Consider the following 22753-nt stretch of genomic DNA (forward strand, 5'->3'; position numbering starts at 1 on the left):
CTCACGCTTTTTCAATCGGGGCAAATTTGGCGAGCAGGCGCTTGATACCGACGGCCGGGAAAGCGATATCGAGTTCGAGCTGATCGCCTTCGCCACGCGTCTGAACGACCGTGCCTTGTCCCCATTTTTTATGATTGGCCTTGTCCCCGACGTTCCAACCGATTGATTCGGCGCCCGACGACTGGGCAAGTTTTGGTTTCGGTTTCGAGCTGAAGCCGTTCACCGGCAGTTTCCCTGGCGACTCGACCGGATTCCATGGCATCGGCTTCTTCGCTTTTCCTGAACGCTCGAGAAGCGTTTCTGGCAACTCATGCAAGAAGCGCGACTCCGGGTTGTTTTGGAAGCGACCGTACAACATGCGGGACTGGGCCCGCGTCAAGTAGAGCCGCTTCTCGGCCCGCGTGATGCCGACGTAGGCGAGACGGCGTTCTTCTTCCATCTCTTCCGGGTCGTTCAAGGCGCGACTATGCGGGAACAACCCTTCTTCCATCCCAATCAAGAAGACGACCGGGAACTCGAGCCCTTTGGCCGAGTGGAGCGTCATGAGCGTGACTTGATGCAACTCATCGACTTCCTCGAGCGTGTCGAGATCCGAGACGAGCGTCAAATCGGTGAGGAAGGCGACGAGCGTCTGCTCGTCACTCTCTTTCTCGAAGTTTTGCGCGACCGAGAGGAACTCTTGCAAGTTCTCGAGTCGGCTCTCGGCTTCGAGCGTCTTCTCGATTTTGAGCATCTCTTCGTAGCCTGACTTCTTCAACACTTCTTCAATCAATTCCGAAATCGACAAGTAGTCGGCCATTTGACGCAAGTCGACCATCAGTTGCCGGAATTCACTCAGCTTCGTCGCTGTGCGCGGCGCAATCCCTGAAAGTTCGATATCACGAATCGCTTCCATGAGCGACACGCCTTGCATCCCGGCGAAATCACCGAGCTTGTCGACGGTCGCCGCCCCGATACCGCGCTTCGGCTCATTGACGACACGGACGAACGAGATGTCCTCGTCCGGGTTGGCGATCAACCGCAAGTACGCCAAGATGTCCTTGATTTCTTTCCGTTCATAGAACTTCGTCCCACCGACCATCTTGTACGGGATATTCGACTTGAGGAGCATCTCCTCGAGTCCGCGTGACTGGGCGTTCGTCCGGTACAAGACGGCCATCTCGCCGTAATCGATGCCTTCTTGGCGCAGCTCTTTCATCTGATTGATGATGAAGAACGCTTCATCCCGGTCGTCCGAAGCGACGTGTAAGAGGAGCTTCTCACCTTCGACGTTCTCCGTCCAGAGCTGCTTGTCTTTTCGACCTGAGTTGTTCTGGATGACGCCGTTCGCCGCTTCCAAAATCCGCTTCGTCGAGCGATAGTTTTGTTCGAGCAAGATGACGTGCGCGCTCGGGTAATCCTTCTCGAACGTCAAGATGTTGGCGATGTCGGCGCCGCGCCAGCGATAAATCGACTGATCCGAGTCACCGACGACACACAAGTTCTCATGCGCCTGCGCGAGCAACTTGACGAGCGTGTATTGGGCTCGGTTCGTATCTTGGTACTCGTCGACGTGGATGTATTGGAACTTCTTCTGATAAAACGCGAGCACGTCCGGCGCTTCTTGGAACAACTGAATCGCCTTCATGATCAAGTCGTCAAAATCGAGCACGTTGTTCTGCTTCAATTTCTTCTCATACGCCGTGTAGACGTCCGAGATGACTTTTTCATACGGGTTGGTGCCGACAAGCGCGGCCGCATCTTGCGGCGTGCGGAGTTCGTTCTTATGGTTCGAGATCATGCCGAGCAGCGTCCGCGGCTCATATTTTTTCGGGTCAAGGTTGAGCTCTTTGAGCACTTGCTTGATTGCCGTCAATTGATCGGACGAGTCGAGAATCGAGAAGTTCCGGTCATAACGGATGCGATCGATGTCACGGCGTAAAATCCGGACGCACATCGAGTGGAACGTCGAGATCCAAATGTCGTCCGCGACACCACCGACCAGGCGGGCGATCCGGTCTTTCATCTCGCGGGCCGCTTTGTTCGTGAACGTGATGGCGAGAATGTTCCACGGCGCGATTTGTTTCGACGCCATCAAGTAGGCGACGCGATGCGTCAACACACGTGTTTTCCCAGACCCCGCTCCTGCCATGATGAGCAACGGGCCGTCCGTATATTTGACCGCCTCCGCTTGCGGAGGGTTCATGCCTTTGACTAATTCTTCACTCAAGTTATACATAATCGTTTCCTTTCCCTATCCAAACATTTGTTCTTATTTTATCGGAGTGCCGCGACAGTCGCAAGCGCTCCTTCGAAATTGTCATAAATCACATTGCCGACGACGATCGTATCTGCATGTTCAGCCATCATTCGGGCCGACTCGTATCCGGTGATGCCGCCCCCATAAAACAGATGGGCGTCCGGCACGGCCAACCGTACTTCTCGGACGAGCTCGACCGATCCGAACGTGCCGCTATACTCCACATACAAGGACGGCAGACGGAACAACCGATGGCCCGCTTCCGCATAGGCAATCGTTGCCTCGATGGACAAATCGGTCTTCGCCTCGGTCACATGAGCCACTTTCGCATCCGGATTCAAGACGATATAGCCTTGCCCGGTCACATCCGCATGAAACAAGTGTCCGTATCGCTCGAACGCCTTCGTTTGATGACCGATGACCCAGTCCACGTGACCCGCGTTCAACACGGTCGGAATGAAATAATGGTCGAAGCCCCGAATCACTTGCTCGGGATGGCTCATCTCGAGCGCGAGCGGGATGCCGCATCCTTCGAGACGAGTATAGAGCGCGAACGTGTTCTCCGCGTCGACCCCGTCCGTCCCGCCGATGAGGAAAGCGTCCGTGCCCGAACGGATGAGCGCCGCGAGCGCCGAATCATCAAGCGGTTTATTCGGATCTAGTTTAAACACGTGGCGCCACGATTGAAAATCCATTCGGCTTCCCTCCCCTTCGATACCTTCTCTAGTGTAGCGATTTTTCCCGTCGCGTGCATCTGTTGAACAAAAAAAGACTTGCCGAGGCAAGTCTCAAGCACGTCTGGCGTGCGTCTTTTGTTCGCGGGCCGTCATCCATTTGGCGACGACGAGTGCGAACAGTCCATACACCGGGATGAACCAGAGCGGATTGGCTAAAAAGAAGCCGAGCACTGGAATCTCGAGTAACGGTGAATCTGGCGAACAGAGCGCCGTTCCGTTCACGACCGCAATGAACGGCAACACCGGAACGGCGAACACGTAACCAAAATTGATCCAAAAAGCCTTCATGATCTGAGCTCCTTAGCCTAAGATGATTGATTCTTTCGGATAGTTGTACATCCGTTTCGGTTGTCTCCGCTGCAAAATCAAGATGAAGGCGATGACACCGATTCGACCGATGAACATGAGGATCGTGAGCACCCATTTGCCGACGTTACTGAACTCAGCGGACAATCCGACCGACAAGCCGGTCGTTCCGAACGCCGAGCACGCCTCGAACAAAATCCGGGTGAGCGATGCGTCTTCGAAGAACGTCAGCACCATGACCCCGGTGAGCAAGACGGCCAGTGACACCGTGATGATGACGAACGCTTTCCAAATATCCTCGAGCACGATCTCACGCCCGAAGATTTTGATGGACGAGTCCCCGCGAATAAACGCGACGACACCGAGCACGGCGACGGCGAACGTCGTCGTCCGAATCCCACCACCAACCGAGGACGGGGACGCCCCGATGAACATCAGAATCGACAAGAGCAACATGCTGCCTTCCGAGAACAAGTTGACGTCGACCGTCGTCAAGCCCCCGTTTCGCGTCGTCACGGACTGGAATAACGAGTCCGAAAGCGCGAGCCAGAGCGGTAAGTCTTTGAATGCATTGTTGTATTCAAATAGAAACAAGCCGACGGTCCCGACCGCAATCAATCCGAAGAACGTCGATACCGTCAATTTCGTGAACAACGAGAAGCGGCGCGGGAAATTCTCCCGTTTCCGCATAATCCGGTTCGTCAAATAGGTGCGAATCTCGACGAGGACCGGGAACCCGATGGCGCCACCGGTCATGAGCGCGATTTGCGTAAAGATGACGAACGGATCTTCCCGGAACGGCGCAAGCGAACTACCGGTGATATCGAACCCGGCGTTCGTCGTTGCACTAATTGAACCGAACAAGCCTTGCAGGAACGCCTCGCTGGCCGTATCAAAGTATTGTAAGTAGTGGACACCGAGCAGGATCGCCCCAATCGCTTCAATCGTGATAACCGTGATGACGATTTCCGCAATATACTTCACGATTCCAGACATCGACGTCTGGTTTTGGTCCCGTAAAATCAGCTGACGCTCGCGAAAGCCGATTCGCTTTCCGAGCAAAATCCACATGATGACGTGCAAACTGATCAAACCGACCCCGCTCACTTGGACGATGAACAGGATGATGAACAGCCCGAACGTCGAAAACGTATCCGTCACGACGATTGGCGTCAAGCCGGTGACGCTGACACAGCTGACCGCAAAAAAGACGAGATCGGTGAACGTGATTGTGACCCCTGGCTGTCGCGCAATCGGTAAGGCGAGCAGAATAATCGACAACACGACCGCCGCGCTGTAAATCAACACGAGTGTCTGGACCGGCGTCAGGTTTCGAAAGAACAGCTGTAAATTTCGTTTCATAAACTTGTCTTGCATCTCGCCCCTCCTCTCCCATCAAAAACAAGATGACTCTTACGAGTCACCTTCTGATTGTTGTAGACGTTCAAGGGCAAGATCATAACCGCCCGATCCGTAGTTCAAGCAACGCTTGACACGGGAAATGGTGGCTGTCGAAGCACCTGTCGCTTCTTCAATTTTATGATATGTGCTACCTTCACGAATTTGGCGGGCCACTTCAAGTCGTTGGGCGAGCGCCTGTACTTCGTTCACGGTCGCTAAATCTTCAAATAGTTGATAACAATCTTCGAGTGTATCGAGCTTCAAAATCGCCTCAAACAGCTGATCGAGCTCTCGACCTCGTAATTTATCGAGTTGCATCCGCAAGCATCCTCTCTCATCGTACTTCTTTATCATTCTAAAGCACGACCGGCTCGGACTCAACTGTTCATCGTAAAATTGCTGGAAATAGTATTTGTTTCTTCATCACTTCGTAAATTCCGAGCGGTGTGGCCCGGACATATGGCAAGTGTGTCGATGCCAAGAACAAGAGCGTATAAATCGGTTCTTCGAACTTGTATCCGCGGGCGAGCAGTTCGGCCCGCAACACTTCTTCCTGGACGATCAACTGTTCGACCGGCTCCTTCGACGTCATGCCACAGAGCGGGAGCGGGATTTCCGCGATGATTTCACCGCGGTCGACGAGGACGATGCCGCCGCCGAGTTCCTTCATCCGCTCGAACGCCGTCAACATGTCTCGTTTGCATTTCCCGAGAATCAAATAGTCACCGCTAATCGAATACGAACTGACGAGACCGCCGAAGTCGTTGGCGAATCCTTTCAACACCGTATTGAGGCGCCATTTGCCCTCTTTGTCGAGCAACATGAGGAACGACTCGTCTCCGTCACGCGGCAACTCATCTTGGCCGGTATCGTGCGTGATTTTGAACAGTTTCATGATGACCGAGTTGACCATGTCGAGCCCGACCGGCATGCTGAACGATAAGTCGTTCGGCGTCAGTTCGATGTCGACGTTCGTCGACGGCATCAAGGTAAGTGCCGCATCGACGAGCTCGTTCGGAAACTCGGACGCCCCGTCCCGATAAATCCATTGCCCTTTGGCAATGACAGCGCTCGGACGTGGCTCATCGATCGCATCGAGAATGTTGAGATGGGCGATGCGGCCCGGTGCAATCGAACCGAGGACGTGATCGAGCCCAAAGTGTCGCGCCACATTCAACGAGACGATGCGGTACGCTTCAATCGGAGGCAATCCGGCCTCAATCATGATTTTCACGAGCGCGTCTTGAAGCCCGTCTTGATAAAATCCCGGTGTCGACCCGTCTGTCGTGACCATGAGATGATCGAACGCCTCAAGTCCGGCGTCGAGCAGTCCGCGGATGATTCCTGGAAGGTCGGGACGAATCGAGGAATGACGGAGAGTCGTTGTATAGCCGTGTTCAAGACGACAGAGCGCTTCTTCGGCCGTCATCGCTTCATGGTCGCTGTGGACACCCATCAGCGCCATCTTCGTCAACGTCTTCGCCGAGGCACCTGGGAAGTGCCCCTCGACCGGGAGCCCGCACGTCTCCGCATCGAGCATCCACTGAAGCATCTCGTCATCACCTTTTAACGTTCGCGGCCAAGCCGTCAATTCCCCGGCCATGATGACGTCCGGGTGATTGAACCAAGCGTGAACCCGCTCGGAGTCGACGAGCACGCTATCACGGTCGAGTTCGGTCTGTGTATCGAGACGGGCCCACCAATACGTGCTCGTCGGAAGCTGTTGCATCGCTTCCAGTTGCGCAAACGCTTGCTCCTTATTTTGTAAAAAAAGAAGCATGTTGTCATTCACGAGCGTCGTCGTTCCCCGCTCGCCTGCATACTTCGACAGCGTCGCCGGATTATAAAGTTGGAATGGATGCGCGTGCGGCTCGATATAGCCCGGCACGATGTATTTCCCTGACACGTCTACCGTCTCGACGGCCGCTTTCGGCATGTCTGGCCCGACGTAGACGATTCGGTCATGCTCAATCCATATGTTTGCTTGTTTCCACTGCTTCACGTACATGTTTAAGTATGTGGCATTCGTCAATACGAGCGAAGGTGGTCTGACTTGGCTCACGACTTCTAATTGTGACCGAATCATCGCTTTAGACCACGGTGCCCGCGCCGATCGTTTTGGTGGCATCGAACCCAATCCTCCCTTTATCGCCTCGCCATTATTATCAGACAATAATTTTGTAAGCGTTTTCTTTCATCTGGTTCAAGTTTACCTTTTCTCTGAAAGGCTCGCAAGTTATGTTGCCCATTGTAACGGAATTCACATGAAATTCACACAAATAAAGACGTCTCCCGTGGGAGACGCCTTCACCAATCGTACATCGTGACCGTCTTTTTCAAATAATGCTCGAGTTGAGCGAGCGGAACCGGTTTGCTGTAATGATAGCCTTGAATGAGGGAACTGCTATGTTCGAGCACGAAGGCGAGCTGTTCTGGACGCTCGACCCCTTCGGTGACAATATCGAGCCCGAGCGTATGAAACGTCTGATATAACCCTTCGAGCAACGCCCGGTCGAACGTGTTCTCCGGAATCCCTTTGACGAAGTTCTGGTCGATTTTAATCAAATCGAGTTGAAGCGACTGTAAAAACGACAGCGACGACGTGCCGACTCCGAAGTCATCGAGCGAGATTTTGACACCGATAGCCTTGAGCGATTGAATGAACTGCTGCAGTTCATATAAATTGCCGCCGACCTCGCTCTCGGTAATCTCGACATGGAGACGGTGGGGATCAAATCCCGAACTTGTCAACACGCGTTCTAATGAAGCCAAAAACGATCCATCGGCGATTTGGCGCTTCGACACGTTAATCGACAGGAACAAGTGATGGTGCGTCACGTGGTCTTTCATCTCGAGGACGGCCTGTTCGAGTACCCACCGGCCCAAATCAGAGATGAGACCGAGCTGTTCGGCGACCGGGATGAACAATCCTGGCGAGATTTGACCTTTCGTCGGATGGTTCCACCGAATGAGCGCCTCGACACCACGTACGGCAAACGGGCGCGGCGACACGATCGGCTGGTAATACAGTTCGAACTCTTCATGTTCGAGGGCGTGTCGAAGATCGCGCTCCATCTCGAGCGTCTGTAAATAGTGACTCCCATCCTCGATCTCTTGGAAGGTGAGCACCCGATTCTTCCCTGACAGTTTAGCCTCATGAATGACGACATCGAGCCGGCCCATCATGATTTCGTACGTATGGTTCGGTTCGGCGCAAGTGAACACATCGATTCCGATCGTCACAGCCATCCCCTTCACCCCGTTGACCTCGCCCCAATTTTTCAAGTCTTTGGTCAACCGCCTGGCGACCGGCTGCAATTGTTCGAGCGTCCAGCCTGGATGGACGAACATGAACTCGTCGGCCCCGATTCGGGCGACAAATCCATCTTCTTTATAGAAGTTGAGCCGGGAAGCGATGTAAATCAAGACGGCGTCGCCGGTTCGGTGTCCATACTGGTCGTTGATGCGCCGGAAGTCGTCCAAGTCCAAACCGAGCACGCCGATTTGGTCTTGTCTGCCGCGCACGTTCAAGAAATAGTCCTCGAGTGCGAGCCGGTTCGGGAGCAACGTCAACGCGTCCCGGAACGCCCGATCAATCACTTCGGCGCGTGTGTCTTCAAGTGCCGCGAGCACTTCATTCATGCTCGTCGCCATCTGTTCAATCTCGTCGTGGCTCTTCGTATCACGACTGAGCCGGAGCCGGCTGTCCCGTTCGAGCGTGATCACTTTCAACTCGCTGACGATTTCCATGAGACGCCGAATCACGACACGGTGAATCGTCCATAGTAACGAAAAGAAGAGACCGAACCCGAGGACGACGAGAGCAATCATTCCGAGCCGCAACATCGCCACCATATTTTGATAATGCGTTTGTTCGACGGTGAACGTCACTTCGAAATCGGACTGTTGAAACACGGTGCCTAGCGGAATCACGACGTCGGTCCCGGCCACCCCATCCGTGATGGCCGTCTGATTCTGACGTGCGGGCTGAATCGTTAACGGAATCTTCGTCTGGCTACTCATATCCGCTAAAAAAGCCTGGTCGACGAATTCGAGCATGACGAGCGTACCTTGACTCGGACCGCTCCGATCACTTCGTAAAATCGGGTGACTGACGTACAGCGTCGGACCAAAGTCGCTTGCATAGACACCGTTTTGCCCATCCTGCTGATCACTCAAGCGGGAAGTGACCGCCTTGATGAGCGCTTGTTGTTCGGCTGTCGATAACGTCGTCCCCGATGAACGAAACGCCGAGTAGAACGCTTCTCCGTCCCGATTCAAATAGACGATCGCGTTGACGCTCAAGTTCTCGAGCGATTCCTCGCTAATGTTACTTTGAACATAGGAGGCGTTCCGTTTTTGTACGAACGTATACGTGTCATTCCAGACGGCCCAATCGACGAGTGTGCGCTCAAGCGTATGCTTCCGATTGGCGAGCGTCTCTGACACGCTCGCGACTTGACTCTCGACCGTCTGCCGATCTTGTTCCATGCTCTTCTCGATGAAATAAGGACGGACCCCAAAAAAGATGACTCCGACAAACACGACTATATTCACGGCCACCGCAATCATGAGCTTCGTCCGAATGCGCACGTCGACCACCTTCTTCCTTCAATCTACTTCATTATTGTAGAGCAGGAAGTGGGGATTCCCTTCTTTTCGCATGAAAAAAAGGACGGGTTGACCCATCCTTTAAAAAATCCGTGCCAACGCGCGTCCGCCGATGTCTCGACGGTAGAACGTCTGTGGCAAATCAAGTTGTTCGAGTGCCGTATAGACGGCATGTTTCGCTTCGAGCAAAGTCGGTTTCGTCGACGTGAGCACGAACAAGCGTCCCCCGTTGCCGACAATGTCCGCCCCGTCACGGGTCGTGCCCGCATGGAATACGAGCACATCGTCTCGTAAGTCACCGAAGCCTGACAATACCTGTCCGGTCGTCGCTCGCTCCGGATATCCTTCTGCCGCGACGACGACTCCAATCGTATATCCGTCCACCCATTCAATCGGATACGGTTTCTGGTCCACGACCGCCTCGATGACGTCGAGGAGCGGGGATGCCAAGTTCGGGAGAATGACCTCGGTCTCGGGATCGCCGAACCGTGCATTGAACTCGATCACTTTCGGACCATCCGCCGTCAAGATGAGACCCGCATACAAAAATCCTTCGAACGGGGTGCCTCGTTCGACCATCGTCCGTGCCAGCGGCAAGAGCACGCGCTCGACCGCTTCCGCATACACGGCATCATCGAGATGGGGCATCGGGCTATATGCGCCCATGCCGCCCGTGTTCGGTCCTTTATCGCCGTCAAACGCACGCTTGTGATCTTGAGACGTAATCATCGGGATGACGTGCTCGCCTGAGACGAACGCCATGAGCGAGAACTCTTCCCCGTCCAAAAACTCTTCGATGACGACACGGGACTGGTCGCCGAACTTATCGGTGTCGAAGATGTCGTGAATCGCCGCGCGCGCCTCATCGAGTGTGAACGCGACGGTCACGCCTTTCCCGGCAGCGAGCCCGTCCGCCTTGACGACGAGCGGGGCTATCGACTGATCGAGATGACGTAGCGCCGACGCGGCATCGGTGAACGTGTCATACCCGGCTGTCGGAATATCGGCTTCGCGCATCACTTCTTTGGCGAAGGCTTTACTGCCTTCCAAAAGTGCTGCCGCTTGCGTCGGTCCGAAGATGCGTTGTCCTTCTGCTTGAAACGCATCGACGACACCGGCCATCAAGGCCGATTCCGGACCGACAATCGTCCAGTCGATTCCTTCACGCTTCGCAAACCCGACGAGGGCCGAGACATCTGTCTCTTCGATCGGCACACATGTCACACCGTCCATATTGAGATTACCCGGGGCGACGAACACCTCGTGTCCGTCTTGTCCCAACTTCCAGGCGAGCGCGTGTTCACGGCCGCCGCGTCCAATTACGAGTACGTTCATCGTATCGCTCCTCTCAATGTTTGAAGTGTCGCACAGACGTGAACACCATCGTGATACCGTGGCGGTTCGCCGCTTCGATGGACTCTTCATCACGAATCGACCCGCCCGGTTGAATGATGGCCGTGATACCGGCCGCTGCCGCTGCCTCGACCGTGTCACCCATCGGGAAGAACGCATCGCTACCGAGCGCAGCCCCTTGAGCACGTTCACCCGCTTGTTCGAAGGCGATTTTCGCCGCGCCGACGCGGTTCATCTGTCCTGCACCGATGCCGATTGTCGTTTCATTTTTCGCGACGACGATTGCGTTTGATTTCACGTGTTTGACGACACGCCACGCGAGCTTCAAGTCTTCCCACTCGGACGCCGTCGGACGACGGTCCGTCACGATTTGACATGACGCATCATCAAGGGTCACGTCGTCCCCGTCTTGCACGAGCAGACCGCCCGCGACGGCTGTCAAGCGCATCCCTGTCATCTGCCCCATGTCGAGCGTCAATAACCGAAGATTCTTTTTCTCTTTCAATCGGTCCAGTGCTGCCTCACTAAAGGATGGCGCGATGATGATCTCTAAGAAGATGTTCCGGAGCGCCTCTGCCGTCTCCACATCAACTTCACGGTTCAAGGCGACGATGCCGCCGAAAATCGAAACCGGATCGGCCGCATGTGCCCGTGAGAACGCTTGGCTAATCGTCTCTCCGACCGCGACACCGCACGGGTTCATATGTTTGACGACGACCGCTGCGGGCTCCGTCAGTTCACTGAGCGCCTCGAGCGCCGCGTTCGTATCTTGGATATTGTTATAGGAAAGTTCTTTGCCGTGCAGTTGCTCCGCGTTCGCGAGCGTCATCCCGTGATAGAGCGGCGTCTTATAAAACGCTGCCTGCTGGTGCGGGTTCTCTCCGTAACGGAGGTCTTGTACTTTCTCATACGTGACCGTGAGCTGTTCCGGGAACGTCTCACCAATCTGTTGCCCTAAATAGTCAGCGATCAAGGCGTCGTACGCCGCCGTGTGGCGGAACGCTTTTGTGGCGAGGCGCTGACGTGTCTCGAACGTCGTCCCGCCGGCGAGAACCGCTTCGGCGACATGACCGTAGTCAGCCGGGTCGACGACGACCGTCACGCTGGCATGGTTTTTCGCCGCCGAACGGAGCATGCTCGGTCCGCCGATATCGATATTTTCAATCGCTTCTTCATACGTCGCGTTCTCTTTCGCAATCGTCTCTTTGAACGGGTACAAGTTGACGACGACATAATCGATCGGCTCGATATCATGGTCTTTCATCTGTTCGACGTGCGAGTCTAAATCGCGGCGTCCGAGCAGACCACCGTGAACGAGCGGGTGGAGCGTCTTCACGCGTCCGTCGAGCATCTCTGGGAACGATGTCACTGCTGAGATGTTTTTTACCGGGAGGCCGGCCGCGATGAGCGCCGCTTCCGTACCACCTGTCGAAATGAGTTCGATACCCGCTTCATGCAACGTCTGCGCGAACTCGACGATTCCTGTTTTATCTGACACACTCAGTAATGCTCTCACTTGAAAACCTCCTGTTGGATAAACACTTGTTGTAGTACGCGCGGATAGAGCTGATGCTCGACCGCTTGGATGCGCCTTGCCGCTTCGGCCGCATCACAGCCGGCGATGGCGACTTCTTGTTGGGCGATGATTGGGCCCGTGTCCATCCCGGCATCGACGTAATGGACTGTGACACCACTCGTCGGCACGTTCACCGCGAGCGCTTGTCCGATGGCGTCTTTTCCAGGGAACGCTGGTAACAGCGACGGATGGATGTTGATGATTTGTTTCGGATACGCGGCAAGCAACACATCCCCAATCAACCGCATATACCCGGCCAAGACGATATAGTCGGCGCCGAGCGTCTGAATCAAGACGAGAAGCTCTTGTTCGAATTCAGCTTTTGAGGCGTACGCCTTCGGCTCGAATGAGAAGCTCGGGATGTTGAACCGATCCGCCCGTTCGAGCACTTTCGCTTCTGGTTTGTCCGTGACGAGCAGGACACATTCCCCTGACAAGTCGCCTCGGTCGATGGCTTGCCAAATCGCTTCGGCGTTGCTACCGGACCCGGAGGCGAAGATGGCAAACTTTTTCACTGGTCGACCCCCAAGATGCGGACGCCCGGTTTGGCATCGACTTTTCCGATGCGGTGCGACGTCTCCCCGGCGCGCTCGAGCGCTGCTTCGACGACGGCGACATCTTCAGGACGGACCGTGATCATGAAGCCGATACCCATATTGAACACGTTGAACATCTCTTGTTTCGAGACATGTCCGACTTGTTCGAGCCAGTCGAACACGGGCAGGCTCGGCCAATTCGAGGCGTCGAATGTGACACCGAGTCCTTCCGGCAGCATGCGTGGCACGTTCTCGTAAAACCCGCCGCCCGTAATGTGGGCCATGCCTTGGACACGCCCCGTCGCGATGGCCGCTTTCGCCGCTTCGGAATAGATGCGTGTCGGCAACAAAAGGGCGTTCCCGAGCGTCGTGTCGAGCATGGCAATCTCGTCCGTATAGGCGAGGCCTTGTGATTCAACGATATGGCGGACGAGGGAGAATCCATTCGAATGGACACCCGATGACGCGAGTCCGAGGACGATGTCCCCCGCTTCAATCGTTCGCCCATCGATGAGTGCTTCCTTTTCGACGACACCGACGGCGAATCCGGCGATGTCATATTCGCCGTCCGGATACATCCCCGGCATCTCAGCCGTCTCGCCTCCAACGAGGGCACAACCCGCTTGGACACAGCCTTCGGCGACGCCTGCGACGATGCGCTCCAATTTGGCCGGTTCCGCTTTGCCGGTCGCGATATAGTCTAAGAAATACAGCGGTTCGGCCCCGTGGACGAGACAGTCATTGACACACATCGCCACACAGTCAATTCCAATCGTATCATGTTGGTCGAGCGCGAACGCGAGTTTGAGTTTCGTGCCGACCCCATCCGTTCCGCTGACGAGAATCGGATGTTTCAACTGCATCGAGCCGAGGTCGATCATCGCCCCGAAACTGCCGAGCCCGGTCATCACTTCTGGACGCATCGTCCGTGCCACGTGACGCTTCATGCGTGATACGGCCTCATAGCCTGCTTCTAAATTCACACCCGCTTGTTCATATCTTAAACTCATCGTCAGTCCCCCTTAAGCTTTTGTCTCTGTTACAAGTTCCGCCAGTTCAGTTGGATAAAGTCCGGTGAAGCAAGCGGCGCACTGCCCGCGCAAGTTCCCTTCGAACGGCCGGTCGATCGCTTCGACCGTCCCGTCCAATGTGAGGAACGCCAGTGAATCGGCCCCAATCTCTTCTTTAATCTCTTCGATGGATTTGGTGGCCGCAATCAACTCTTCCTTTGATGATGTATCGATGCCGTAATAGCACGGATGCTTGATCGGTGGTGACGTGATGCGCACATGCACCTCGGTCGCCCCGGCTTCCCGGAGCAACTTGACGATGCGTCGGCTCGTCGTCCCGCGAACGATTGAGTCGTCGACCATGATGACCCGCTTTCCGCTCACGACGCCTCGAAGCGCCGATAGCTTCATCTTTACGCCGCGTTCCCGCAATTCTTGCGACGGTTGTATGAACGTCCGACCGACGTAGCGGTTTTTGATGAGTCCCATCTCGTACGGGATTCCGCTCGCCTCGGCGTAACCGATGGCCGCCGAGATGCTCGAGTCCGGGACGCCGGTGACGACGTCCGCTTCGACCGGTGCCTCGTCGAACATCTTCTTCCCCATCGCCTTACGAGCCGTATGGACGTTGACGCCATCGATGATGGAGTCCGGCCGCGAAAAGTAAATGTATTCCATGGAACACATCGCACGGACCGAGGCCTCGCTGTACCGCTCCGACACAATCCCGTCTTGCGTGATCATGAGCAGTTCCCCTGGCTCGACATCGCGTACGTACGTCGCCCCTACGACGTCGAACGCACATGTCTCTGAGGCGAACACGTAAGCTCCGTCCTCGGTCTGGCCGAGCGAGAGCGGGCGTAAGCCGTGAACGTCGACGCCGACGTAGAGCGCGTCTTCCGTCAAGAAGAGGAAAGCGAACGCGCCGACGAGACGCGCCAAGCTATCCGCGATTCGCTCTTTCATTGAGTGGCCTCGGCTCCGCTTAATCAAGTGGGCGACGACTTCCGTGTCGGACGTCGTCTGGAAAATCGCACCTTCCGCTTCAAGCATATGTTTCAACTCGTTGGCGTTGACGAGGTTACCGTTGTGCGCCATCGCCAAATCGCCCGTGAGCGACTTGAAGTGGAGCGGTTGGACGTTCTCGATCGTGTTCCCGCCTGCCGTCGAGTAACGAACGTGCCCGATGGCGTGATGCCCGGTCAAGGCGTCGAGCGACGGTTCGTCGAACACTTCGGCGACGAGGCCGAGTCCGCGTTTGGCGTGTAGGCGTTCGCCGTCAGCCGTGACAATGCCTGTCCCTTCTTGTCCCCGGTGTTGCAGGCTGTGGAGGCCGTAGTAGGCGAGGTGTGACGCTTCATGGTGATTGAACACCCCGAATACCCCGCACTCCTCGTTCATGCCTCGGATGTCATATAACATGGAATAGCTCCTTCCCATACCCGTTCAAGTTCCGTGACGTCCATTTCAATCAGGCGGTCGTTTGCACGGACCGTCAATTGTGGCGTGTCTGTCACCCGTCCGATGCGTGACGCCTTCGTCAAGGATGCGAACGCATCGGCCTGTTCCGGTGCGACCGTGACGAGGAAACGTGATTGTGATTCACTAAAGAGCGTCGTCACGAGATCCGTGTCGACTGTTACGTCTGCACCTAAGCCTGTCCCGAACACGAGTTCAGGGAGAGCCGCGGCGAGTCCACCTTCCGATACGTCGTGCGCCGCCGTGACAAGACCTTGGCGAATCGCTGTGAGGAGTGCTTGTTGCTGACGGCTCTCTGTCTCGAGGTCAAGCGTCGGCGCTTGACCGCTCACTTTCCCGTCCTGAAGCATTTGCAGCGCACTACCGCCGAACTCAGGTTTCGTCTCTCCGAGCAGGAAGATGATGTCGCCAGACGCTTTCGCGAACGACGTCGTGATATGTTCCGGCTTGTCGATCAAACCGACCATACCGACGACCGGTGTCGGATAAATCGCCGTCCCGTTCGACTCATTGTAAAGCGAAACGTTCCCGCCGATGACCGGTGTGTCGAGGGCACGGCACGCTTCCGCCATCCCTTCGACAGCTTGGTCGAGTTGCCAGAACCCTTCCGGCTTGTCCGGGCTACCGAAGTTCAAGCAGTCCGTGAGCGCGAGTGGTGTGGCGCCGCTCGCGACGATATTGCGCGCCGCTTCGGCGACCGCGATGGCACCGCCGACACGCGGGTCGAGGTACACGTATTTGGCGTTGCAGTCTGTCGTCATTGCGAGCGCTTTGTCTGTGTCGCGAATGCGGATGACGGCCGCGTCACTGCCTGGCGCGACGACGGTTGATGTTTGAACCATGTGGTCATATTGTTCATACACCCAACGTTTTGAGGCGATCGTCGGCATGGCAAGGACGTCTTTCCATGTCGCGAGCACGTCCGTGACGACCGGTTGGACCGGTGCCATCGCTTGGAACGCCTCATAGTATGCCGGAACTTGCGACGGCTTATGGTAGACCGGTGCGTCTTCTGCGAGCGCGTCGACTGGTACTTCGGCCGCGACTTCCCCGTGATGCAACAGACGGAGCACTTTCTCTTTGATGACTTCACCGACTTTGATCGCATGAAGTCCCCACTTCGTGACAATCGCTTCGATTTCATCTTCATGTCCTGCCTTGACGACGAGCAACATCCGCTCTTGCGACTCGGACAACATCATCTCGTAAGGCGTCATGTCCGCCTCGCGTTGCGGGACGAGGTCGAGGTTCATCTCGATACCCATGCCTGCCTTCGATGCCATCTCAGCCGAAGACGACGTGAGACCGGCTGCCCCCATGTCTTGAATCCCGACGAGGGCTGGGTGCTTAATGACTTCCAAACACGCCTCAATCAACAGTTTCTCCATGAACGGGTCACCGACTTGGACGGCCGGGCGTTTCTCGTCCGCATCCTCACCGAGTTCTTCCGAGGCGAACGTCGCCCCGTGAATACCATCGCGTCCTGTCGTCGCACCGACATACATGACCGAGTTGCCGACACCTTCGGCAATCCCTTTCTGAATGTCTTCATGGCGGATGAGACCGACGCACATCGCATTGACGAGCGGGTTACCGGCATAGGCCGGGTCGAACGCGACTTCCCCACCGACCGTCGGGATACCGACACAGTTACCGTAACCGGCGATACCGGAGACGACGTGGCCGAAAAGATGTTTCACACGTGATTCGTTCAAATCTCCGAAGCGGAGCGAATTGAGGAGTGCGACCGGTCGCGCGCCCATCGAGAAGATGTCGCGGATAATCCCGCCGACCCCTGTGGCCGCACCTTGGTACGGCTCAATCGCCGACGGATGGTTATGGCTCTCGATTTTGAATGCGACGGCCTGGCCATCGCCGATGTCGACGATGCCGGCACCTTCCCCGGGTCCTTGAAGGACATGTTTCCCAGTGGTCGGGAATTTCCGGAGGACAGGCTTCGAGTTTTTGTACGAACAGTGTTCAGACCACATGACCGAGAATAATCCGATCTCTGTGTAATTCGGCTCACGACCGAGCAGTGAGACGACGAGCGCGTATTCCTCATCAGTCAAGCCCATCGTGGCGTAAAGTCGCTCTTCACGGATGTGTGTTGCTGTCGGTTCAGTTGTAAGTAGCATGTCGAGTCCCCCATTTCACCATCGAAGTGAATAATCGTTTGCCGTCTTCCCCGCCGAGCAATGCTTCGACCGCTCGTTCCGGGTGTGGCATCATTCCGAGCACGTTCCCTTGTACGTTCGTGATTCCTGCGATGTTGGCGACCGATCCGTTCGGATTGTCGGTATACGTGAAGGCAATCTGCCCGTTCGCTCGGAGCGCCTCGAGTGTCGCCTCGTCACAGTAGTAGTTGCCTTCCCCGTGTGCGATCGGGACTTGAATCGTCTCGCCGAGCGCATAATCGTTCGTGAACATCGTCTCGTTCGTTTCGACTTTCAACTCGACCGTCTTGCACATGAATTTCAAGTCACGGTTACGCATCAACACACCCGGGAGAAGCCCTGCTTCGACGAGTACTTGGAATCCGTTACAGACGCCGAGCACCGGTCGCCCTTCTTCGGCGAACCGCTTCACTTCGTTCATGATTGGTGAGAACTGGGCGATGGCACCACAGCGTAAGTAGTCCCCGTAGGAGAACCCTCCTGGCAAGAGCACACCGTCGTATCCTTCGAGTGATGTTTCCGTATGGAACACATAGTCCGCTTCTTCACCGAGGACATCTTTTACGGCGTGATACATGTCGAGGTCACAGTTCGATCCCGGGAAGACGATGACAGCGAATTTCATGCGAGTACCCCCATCTCGATTCGATAGTTCTCGATGACCGTATTGACGAGCAGTTTCTCGCACATGTCACGCACCATCGCTTCGGTCGTCTCATTTGCGACTTGAAGCTCGATGACTTTCCCGATGCGTACCGACTCTACCCCCGTAAAGCCGAGATGTTCAAGCCCACCTTTCACGGCGACGCCTTGTGGATCTAGTACACTTTCACGTAATGTCACGTACACGTTTACTTTTTTCATCGGTCCATTCCCCCTATGCGTGTTAACAGTTGGCTGTATGTGTCTGTCAGAGATCCGAGGTCTCTGCGGAAAACGTCTTTATCGAGCTTTTGTTTCGTCTCTTTGTCCCAAAGCCGACACGTGTCTGGTGAGATTTCGTCGGCAAGGATGATTGTGCCGTCGACTTTACCGAACTCAAGTTTGAAATCGATCAAATCGATGCCATGTTCATTGAAAAAATCGAGCAATACATCGTTGACCCATAGGCCGAGTTGTCGCAATGTTTCGACTTCTTTGTGTGTGGCAACTTGCAGTAAACGGATATGATCCTCTGTTAGGAGCGGATCTCCGAGTGCGTCATCTTTATAGTAGAACTCGACGATTGGTGAGAGGAGCGGTGTCCCTTCTTCCCAACCGAGTCGTTTGGCCAAGCTCCCGGCGGCGACGTTCCGAACGACGACCTCGAGCGGGATAATATCGACGCGGCGCACGAGCTGCTCGCGATCCGATAATCGTTTAATGAAATGCGTCGGAATCTTGTTGTCGTGCATGAGTTCGAACAAGCGCGTCGTGATGGCATTGTTCAATACACCTTTGCCAGCGATTGATTCTTTTTTCTCCCCGTTAAATGCTGTCGCGTCGTCTTTATAATAGACGCGGAGCACACCCTGTTCTTCGGTCTCGAATAACGCTTTCGCTTTACCTTCGTAAATTGCTTCCATCTGTATCGTCCCCCTTAAAAGTGAGAGGGGCATGAAGCCCCTCAACGATCACAAACCACAGCGTTCAAAAATGACATCGACACGGCGCACGTGATGGCTCGGGTCGAATAAGTCGTCGAGCTCGTCACTCGTGAAGAGTGCACCCATCTCGGCGTCTTGTTCAATCAAGGTGCGGAACATCGTCTCTTCTTCCCACGCCTGCATTGCCTTCGGTTGAACGGCGTCATAGGCGGCTTCGCGCGACCATCCTTTTTCAATCAACGCGAGCAAGATGCGTTGTGAGAAGATGATGCCGAACGTCCGGTCCATGTTGCGGCGCATGTTGTCCGGGAAGACCGTCAAGTTCTTCACGATATTGCCGAACCGGTTCAACATGTAGTTGAGGAGGCTCGTCGCATCCGGAAGAATGATGCGTTCGGCTGAAGAGTGTGAGATGTCACGTTCATGCCAGAGCGGGACGTTCTCATACGCCGTCACCATATGACCGCGAATGACTCGGGCTAGGCCGGTCATGTTCTCTGAACCGATCGGGTTACGTTTATGCGGCATTGCTGACGACCCTTTTTGTCCTTTGGCGAAAAATTCTTCGACCTCACGTGTCTCTGTCTTTTGGAGGCCGCGAATCTCTGTCGCCATCTTCTCGATCGATGTGGCGATCAACGCGAGCGTCGACATATATTCGGCGTGACGGTCACGTTGCAGCGTCTGCGTCGAAATCGGTGCTGCTTGAATACCTAATTTGTCACACACATACGATTCGATGAACGGATCGATATTGGCGAACGTGCCGACCGCACCACTCATCTTGCCGAACTCAATCGTCTCACGGGCTGCCATGAAGCGTTTCTTGTTGCGTTTCATTTCTTCGTACCAAAGTGCGAGCTTCAATCCGAACGTCGTCGGTTCAGCATGGACACCGTGTGTACGCCCCATCATGATGTCGTATTTATGTGCTTTCGCTTTCTCAGCGAGGATGTCGATGAAACGGTCGATATCGGCTTCTAAAATATCGTTCGCTTGCTTAATCAAGTACGATAAGGCCGTATCGACGACGTCTGTCGAAGTCAGTCCGTAATGCACCCACTTCTTCTCTTCGCCGAGTGTCTCTGAGACGGCACGGGTGAATGCGATGACGTCATGACGTGTCTCTTGCTCGATTTCAAGGATGCGCTCGACATCAAACGATGCTTTGTCCCATAAGACGGCGACATCTTCCTTCGGGATGATTCCGAGTTCGCTCCACGCTTCGCAGGCGTACAGCTCTACTTGGAGCCATGCCTCAAACTTATTCTGGTCTGTCCAAATCGCCGCCATCTCAGGACGGGTATAACGTGAAATCATAAAACGGTCTCCTTCCAAATTGCCAATTGTTCGATGGTCTGAAGCGCTTCTTCGACGGAAGCGGCAATCACGTTCAAATGCCCCATCTTCCGCCCTGGCTTCGCTTCTTCTTTCCCATACAAATGTAGTTTAACATTCGACGGTAACGTTTGCGGGTCCAGCTCGTCCATATGTTCCCCTAAAAGATTGACCATGACGACAGGGGTGTATAACGTCGTTCGCCCAAGTCTCATCCCGGTAATTGCCCGAATGTGTTGCTCGAACTGCGACGTTTCACAGGCGTCAATCGTATAATGCCCTGAGTTGTGAGGACGTGGCGCAAGTTCATTCACGTATAATGAACCATCCTCCATAATAAATAGCTCAACTGCCAGCGTACCAATCAGTCCGATGTGGTCGACGAGCTGGAGCGCCAAATGCCGCGCCTCTTCTAAAACGTCTGGCTCCACACGTGCCGGTACAATCGAAAGATGTAAAATATTGTTTCGATGAACGTTCTCACTGATGGGGAACGTCGTTGTCTCGTGCGTCCCTCTCGTCACGATTACAGAAATTTCTTTTTTAAAAGGAAGCCAAGCTTCGGCCACATATTCCGTCTCTTCGAACTGATCTGTGAACGTGCGTACGTCTTGTTCTGAACGTATGACGGTTTGACCTTTTCCGTCATAACCGAAACGGCATGTCTTGATCACGAACGGAAAACCTAATACGTCTTTTGCTCGAATGACATCACGGACGGAACGGACTGGAACATACGGGGCGACTTGAAGACCTGCCCCTTCAATCATTTGCTTTTCAAAGATTCTATGCTGCGTCGCCTTCAAGACATTCATCCCTTGAGGACATTTGTCAGCAATGGTCTCAATCATCGCCGTATCGATGTTTTCAAATTCATAGGTGATCACGTCTGAACGATGGGCGAGTTCACGAGCTGCCGTGACATCGTCGAATGCAGCGACGATACTCGGTGCGACCTGGGCAGCAGGTGCGTTTGAGTTGGGATCGAGGCTTAGCGTTTCGTACCCCATTGCACTTGCACTGAGTGACATCATGCGACCTAGTTGACCTCCACCTAAAATGCCGATTCTCATTAGATTAGGTCCTCCGTCGCTTGAAGTGCCATATCACGCTTGGCTTGGCGATACGTATCCAGGCGTTCAACCAGTTCAGGGAATTGCAAGCTGAGGATTTGAACGGCGAGTAGACCCGCGTTCGTGGCCCCGGCACGACCAATCGCGACCGTTGCGACTGGTACTCCTGCAGGCATTTGAACAATCGAGAGCAATGAATCAAGTCCATTTAAGGCTTTAGATTGAACAGGTACTCCGATGACAGGAAGCGTTGTTTTCGCTGCGACCATCCCAGGTAAATGGGCTGCCCCTCCTGCTCCTGCAATGATGACTTGTATGCCTCTCTCACGAGCTTCTTCTGCATATTCAAACATTAAGTCCGGCGTCCGATGTGCCGAGACAACTTGTTTTTCAAATGGAATACTCAATTCTTCTAGGACGTCACAAGCGTGGCGCATTGTTTCCCAATCAGACGAGCTACCCATGATCACACCTACTGTTGCCTTCACTTAAATGTCCCCCTTAAATAAAGAAATCCCTAAACCGAATAACCAGTTTAGGGTATAGGCCACGACAAAAAAATGTCGACTACACCCCATAGTCTGATCAGAATCGGCGATCAGGTAGAAACTTGCGAGCCATTTCCTCGCGATTATATGGAGCACTATTTAATTTGTTCTTAACTCACACGCCTATCGTACCTTGTTCATTCAAAACATGTCAACAAACTGCGAACAATTTAATTGTCTGAATATTTATCGTTCGTCTTTAGGTTCGTTGGAATACAAAAAAAACCGTCACATATTCGTGACGGTTTGGCATTATGATTTGAGAGCAACGCACTCAAACAAAATCGATTGATGGGAATGTACAGGTTCGTCTTTGGTTCCCGTTTGTTCAAAGACAGGCTTTTCAATCCTACGTACCGGGCGATACCCCATTTGAGCAATTCGATTTAAACATTCATCGATTGTCTCGTTTGGCTCGACGTATACTTTGATTTTTTTGGCCATCTGTTATTCCTCTCTTTCATTTGAATCGCGATATAAATAAAAAAAGCGGCGGCCCTTGAGCGAATGCTCCAGAACCACCGTTTGCCTGGCGACGTCCTATCCTCACAGGGGGAGACCCCCAACTACTTTCGGCGCTGAAGTGCTTAACTTCCGTGTTCGGCATGGGAACGGGTGTGACCACTTCGCCATCGCCACCAGATATAGAGAGATCGTTCTCTCAAAACTGAAGACTCATCAATTCATACAAACCTTAGACTAGATCAAAGCCTCGACCGATTAGTATCATTCAGCTCCACACGTCGCCGTGCTTCCACCCATGACCTATCTACCTCATCGTCT

Annotated in this window: 20 protein-coding genes, 2 rRNA genes and 1 riboswitch; all 22 genes read right to left on the minus strand. The window is 54.4% G+C overall.

The features are described from left to right. Position 1 precedes the first annotated feature (1 nt). Positions 2–2218, minus strand: coding sequence for a DNA helicase PcrA (gene pcrA / locus KNP83_RS13045; RefSeq protein ID WP_214762856.1), 2217 nt, complete (start codon positions 2216–2218; stop codon positions 2–4). 38 nt (positions 2219–2256) lie between these two features. Continuing rightward, positions 2257–2934: a heptaprenylglyceryl phosphate synthase gene (gene pcrB, locus KNP83_RS13050; RefSeq protein WP_214762857.1), complete on the minus strand. Its 678-nt coding sequence runs from the start codon at positions 2932–2934 to the stop codon at positions 2257–2259. A 93-nt stretch (positions 2935–3027) separates the two neighbouring features. Beyond that, positions 3028–3264 carry a hypothetical protein gene (locus KNP83_RS13055; protein WP_021065206.1) on the minus strand — a complete coding sequence of 79 codons (237 nt, stop codon included), beginning with the start codon at positions 3262–3264 and terminating at the stop codon, positions 3028–3030. Between the two features lie 12 nt (positions 3265–3276). Then, positions 3277–4659, minus strand: coding sequence for a TrkH family potassium uptake protein (locus KNP83_RS13060; RefSeq protein ID WP_214762858.1), 1383 nt, complete (start codon positions 4657–4659; stop codon positions 3277–3279). A 36-nt stretch (positions 4660–4695) separates the two neighbouring features. After that, the gene (locus KNP83_RS13065) at positions 4696–5001 is read right to left on the minus strand and encodes a YerC/YecD family TrpR-related protein (protein ID WP_034781303.1); all 306 of its coding nucleotides are present in this window, start codon (positions 4999–5001) and stop codon (positions 4696–4698) included. A 67-nt stretch (positions 5002–5068) separates the two neighbouring features. Continuing rightward, positions 5069–6811 (minus strand): adenine deaminase C-terminal domain-containing protein, encoded by a 1743-nt coding sequence (locus KNP83_RS13070; RefSeq protein ID WP_214762859.1) that lies wholly within the window; start codon positions 6809–6811, stop codon positions 5069–5071. A gap of 179 nt (positions 6812–6990) precedes the next feature. Continuing rightward, positions 6991–9276, minus strand: coding sequence for a bifunctional diguanylate cyclase/phosphodiesterase (locus KNP83_RS13075; protein ID WP_353048569.1), 2286 nt, complete (start codon positions 9274–9276; stop codon positions 6991–6993). 99 nt (positions 9277–9375) lie between these two features. Then, positions 9376–10629, minus strand: coding sequence for a phosphoribosylamine--glycine ligase (gene purD / locus KNP83_RS13080; RefSeq protein ID WP_214762861.1), 1254 nt, complete (start codon positions 10627–10629; stop codon positions 9376–9378). A gap of 13 nt (positions 10630–10642) precedes the next feature. Beyond that, entirely contained in the window at positions 10643–12163 is a 1521-nt protein-coding gene (purH, locus tag KNP83_RS13085; RefSeq protein WP_214762862.1) for a bifunctional phosphoribosylaminoimidazolecarboxamide formyltransferase/IMP cyclohydrolase, read from the minus strand. Further along, the gene (purN, locus tag KNP83_RS13090) at positions 12160–12738 is read right to left on the minus strand and encodes a phosphoribosylglycinamide formyltransferase (RefSeq protein WP_214762863.1); all 579 of its coding nucleotides are present in this window, start codon (positions 12736–12738) and stop codon (positions 12160–12162) included. The genes purH and purN overlap by 4 nt, the downstream gene beginning before the upstream one ends. Further along, positions 12735–13769: a phosphoribosylformylglycinamidine cyclo-ligase gene (purM, locus tag KNP83_RS13095; protein ID WP_214762864.1), complete on the minus strand. Its 1035-nt coding sequence runs from the start codon at positions 13767–13769 to the stop codon at positions 12735–12737. Before purM ends, purN begins: the two co-directional genes overlap by 4 nt. A gap of 12 nt (positions 13770–13781) precedes the next feature. Further along, entirely contained in the window at positions 13782–15191 is a 1410-nt protein-coding gene (purF, locus tag KNP83_RS13100) for an amidophosphoribosyltransferase (RefSeq protein ID WP_214762865.1), read from the minus strand. Further along, positions 15167–17386, minus strand: a complete 2220-nt coding sequence (purL, locus tag KNP83_RS13105) for a phosphoribosylformylglycinamidine synthase subunit PurL (protein ID WP_214762866.1) — start codon at positions 17384–17386, stop codon at positions 15167–15169. The genes purF and purL overlap by 25 nt, the downstream gene beginning before the upstream one ends. After that, positions 17370–18050 carry a phosphoribosylformylglycinamidine synthase subunit PurQ gene (gene purQ / locus KNP83_RS13110; protein WP_214762867.1) on the minus strand — a complete coding sequence of 227 codons (681 nt, stop codon included), beginning with the start codon at positions 18048–18050 and terminating at the stop codon, positions 17370–17372. The genes purL and purQ overlap by 17 nt, the downstream gene beginning before the upstream one ends. Beyond that, entirely contained in the window at positions 18047–18289 is a 243-nt protein-coding gene (gene purS, locus KNP83_RS13115; RefSeq protein ID WP_214762868.1) for a phosphoribosylformylglycinamidine synthase subunit PurS, read from the minus strand. The genes purQ and purS overlap by 4 nt, the downstream gene beginning before the upstream one ends. After that, positions 18286–18990 (minus strand): phosphoribosylaminoimidazolesuccinocarboxamide synthase, encoded by a 705-nt coding sequence (gene purC, locus KNP83_RS13120; RefSeq protein ID WP_021065193.1) that lies wholly within the window; start codon positions 18988–18990, stop codon positions 18286–18288. Before purC ends, purS begins: the two co-directional genes overlap by 4 nt. 48 nt (positions 18991–19038) lie before the next feature. Continuing rightward, the gene (purB, locus tag KNP83_RS13125; RefSeq protein ID WP_214719782.1) at positions 19039–20331 is read right to left on the minus strand and encodes an adenylosuccinate lyase; all 1293 of its coding nucleotides are present in this window, start codon (positions 20329–20331) and stop codon (positions 19039–19041) included. Beyond that, positions 20328–21422, minus strand: a complete 1095-nt coding sequence (purK, locus tag KNP83_RS13130) for a 5-(carboxyamino)imidazole ribonucleotide synthase (RefSeq protein ID WP_214762869.1) — start codon at positions 21420–21422, stop codon at positions 20328–20330. Before purK ends, purB begins: the two co-directional genes overlap by 4 nt. Continuing rightward, positions 21422–21910, minus strand: coding sequence for a 5-(carboxyamino)imidazole ribonucleotide mutase (purE, locus tag KNP83_RS13135; RefSeq protein ID WP_214762870.1), 489 nt, complete (start codon positions 21908–21910; stop codon positions 21422–21424). The genes purK and purE overlap by 1 nt, the downstream gene beginning before the upstream one ends. A gap of 69 nt (positions 21911–21979) precedes the next feature. Further along, positions 21980–22081: riboswitch (purine riboswitch) on the minus strand. Positions 22082–22222: 141 nt separating this feature from the next. After that, on the minus strand, positions 22223–22414 hold the full coding sequence (locus tag KNP83_RS13140) for an NETI motif-containing protein (RefSeq protein WP_214762871.1): 192 nt from the start codon (positions 22412–22414) through the stop codon (positions 22223–22225). 83 nt (positions 22415–22497) lie between these two features. Next, a 5S ribosomal RNA gene (gene rrf, locus KNP83_RS13145) occupies positions 22498–22613 on the minus strand. A 57-nt stretch (positions 22614–22670) separates the two neighbouring features. Then, a 23S ribosomal RNA gene (locus tag KNP83_RS13150) occupies positions 22671–22753 on the minus strand; the annotation flags it as partial.

This window comes from Exiguobacterium sp. s146 (genome assembly GCF_018618415.1).
GTDB lineage: Bacteria > Bacillota > Bacilli > Exiguobacteriales > Exiguobacteriaceae > Exiguobacterium.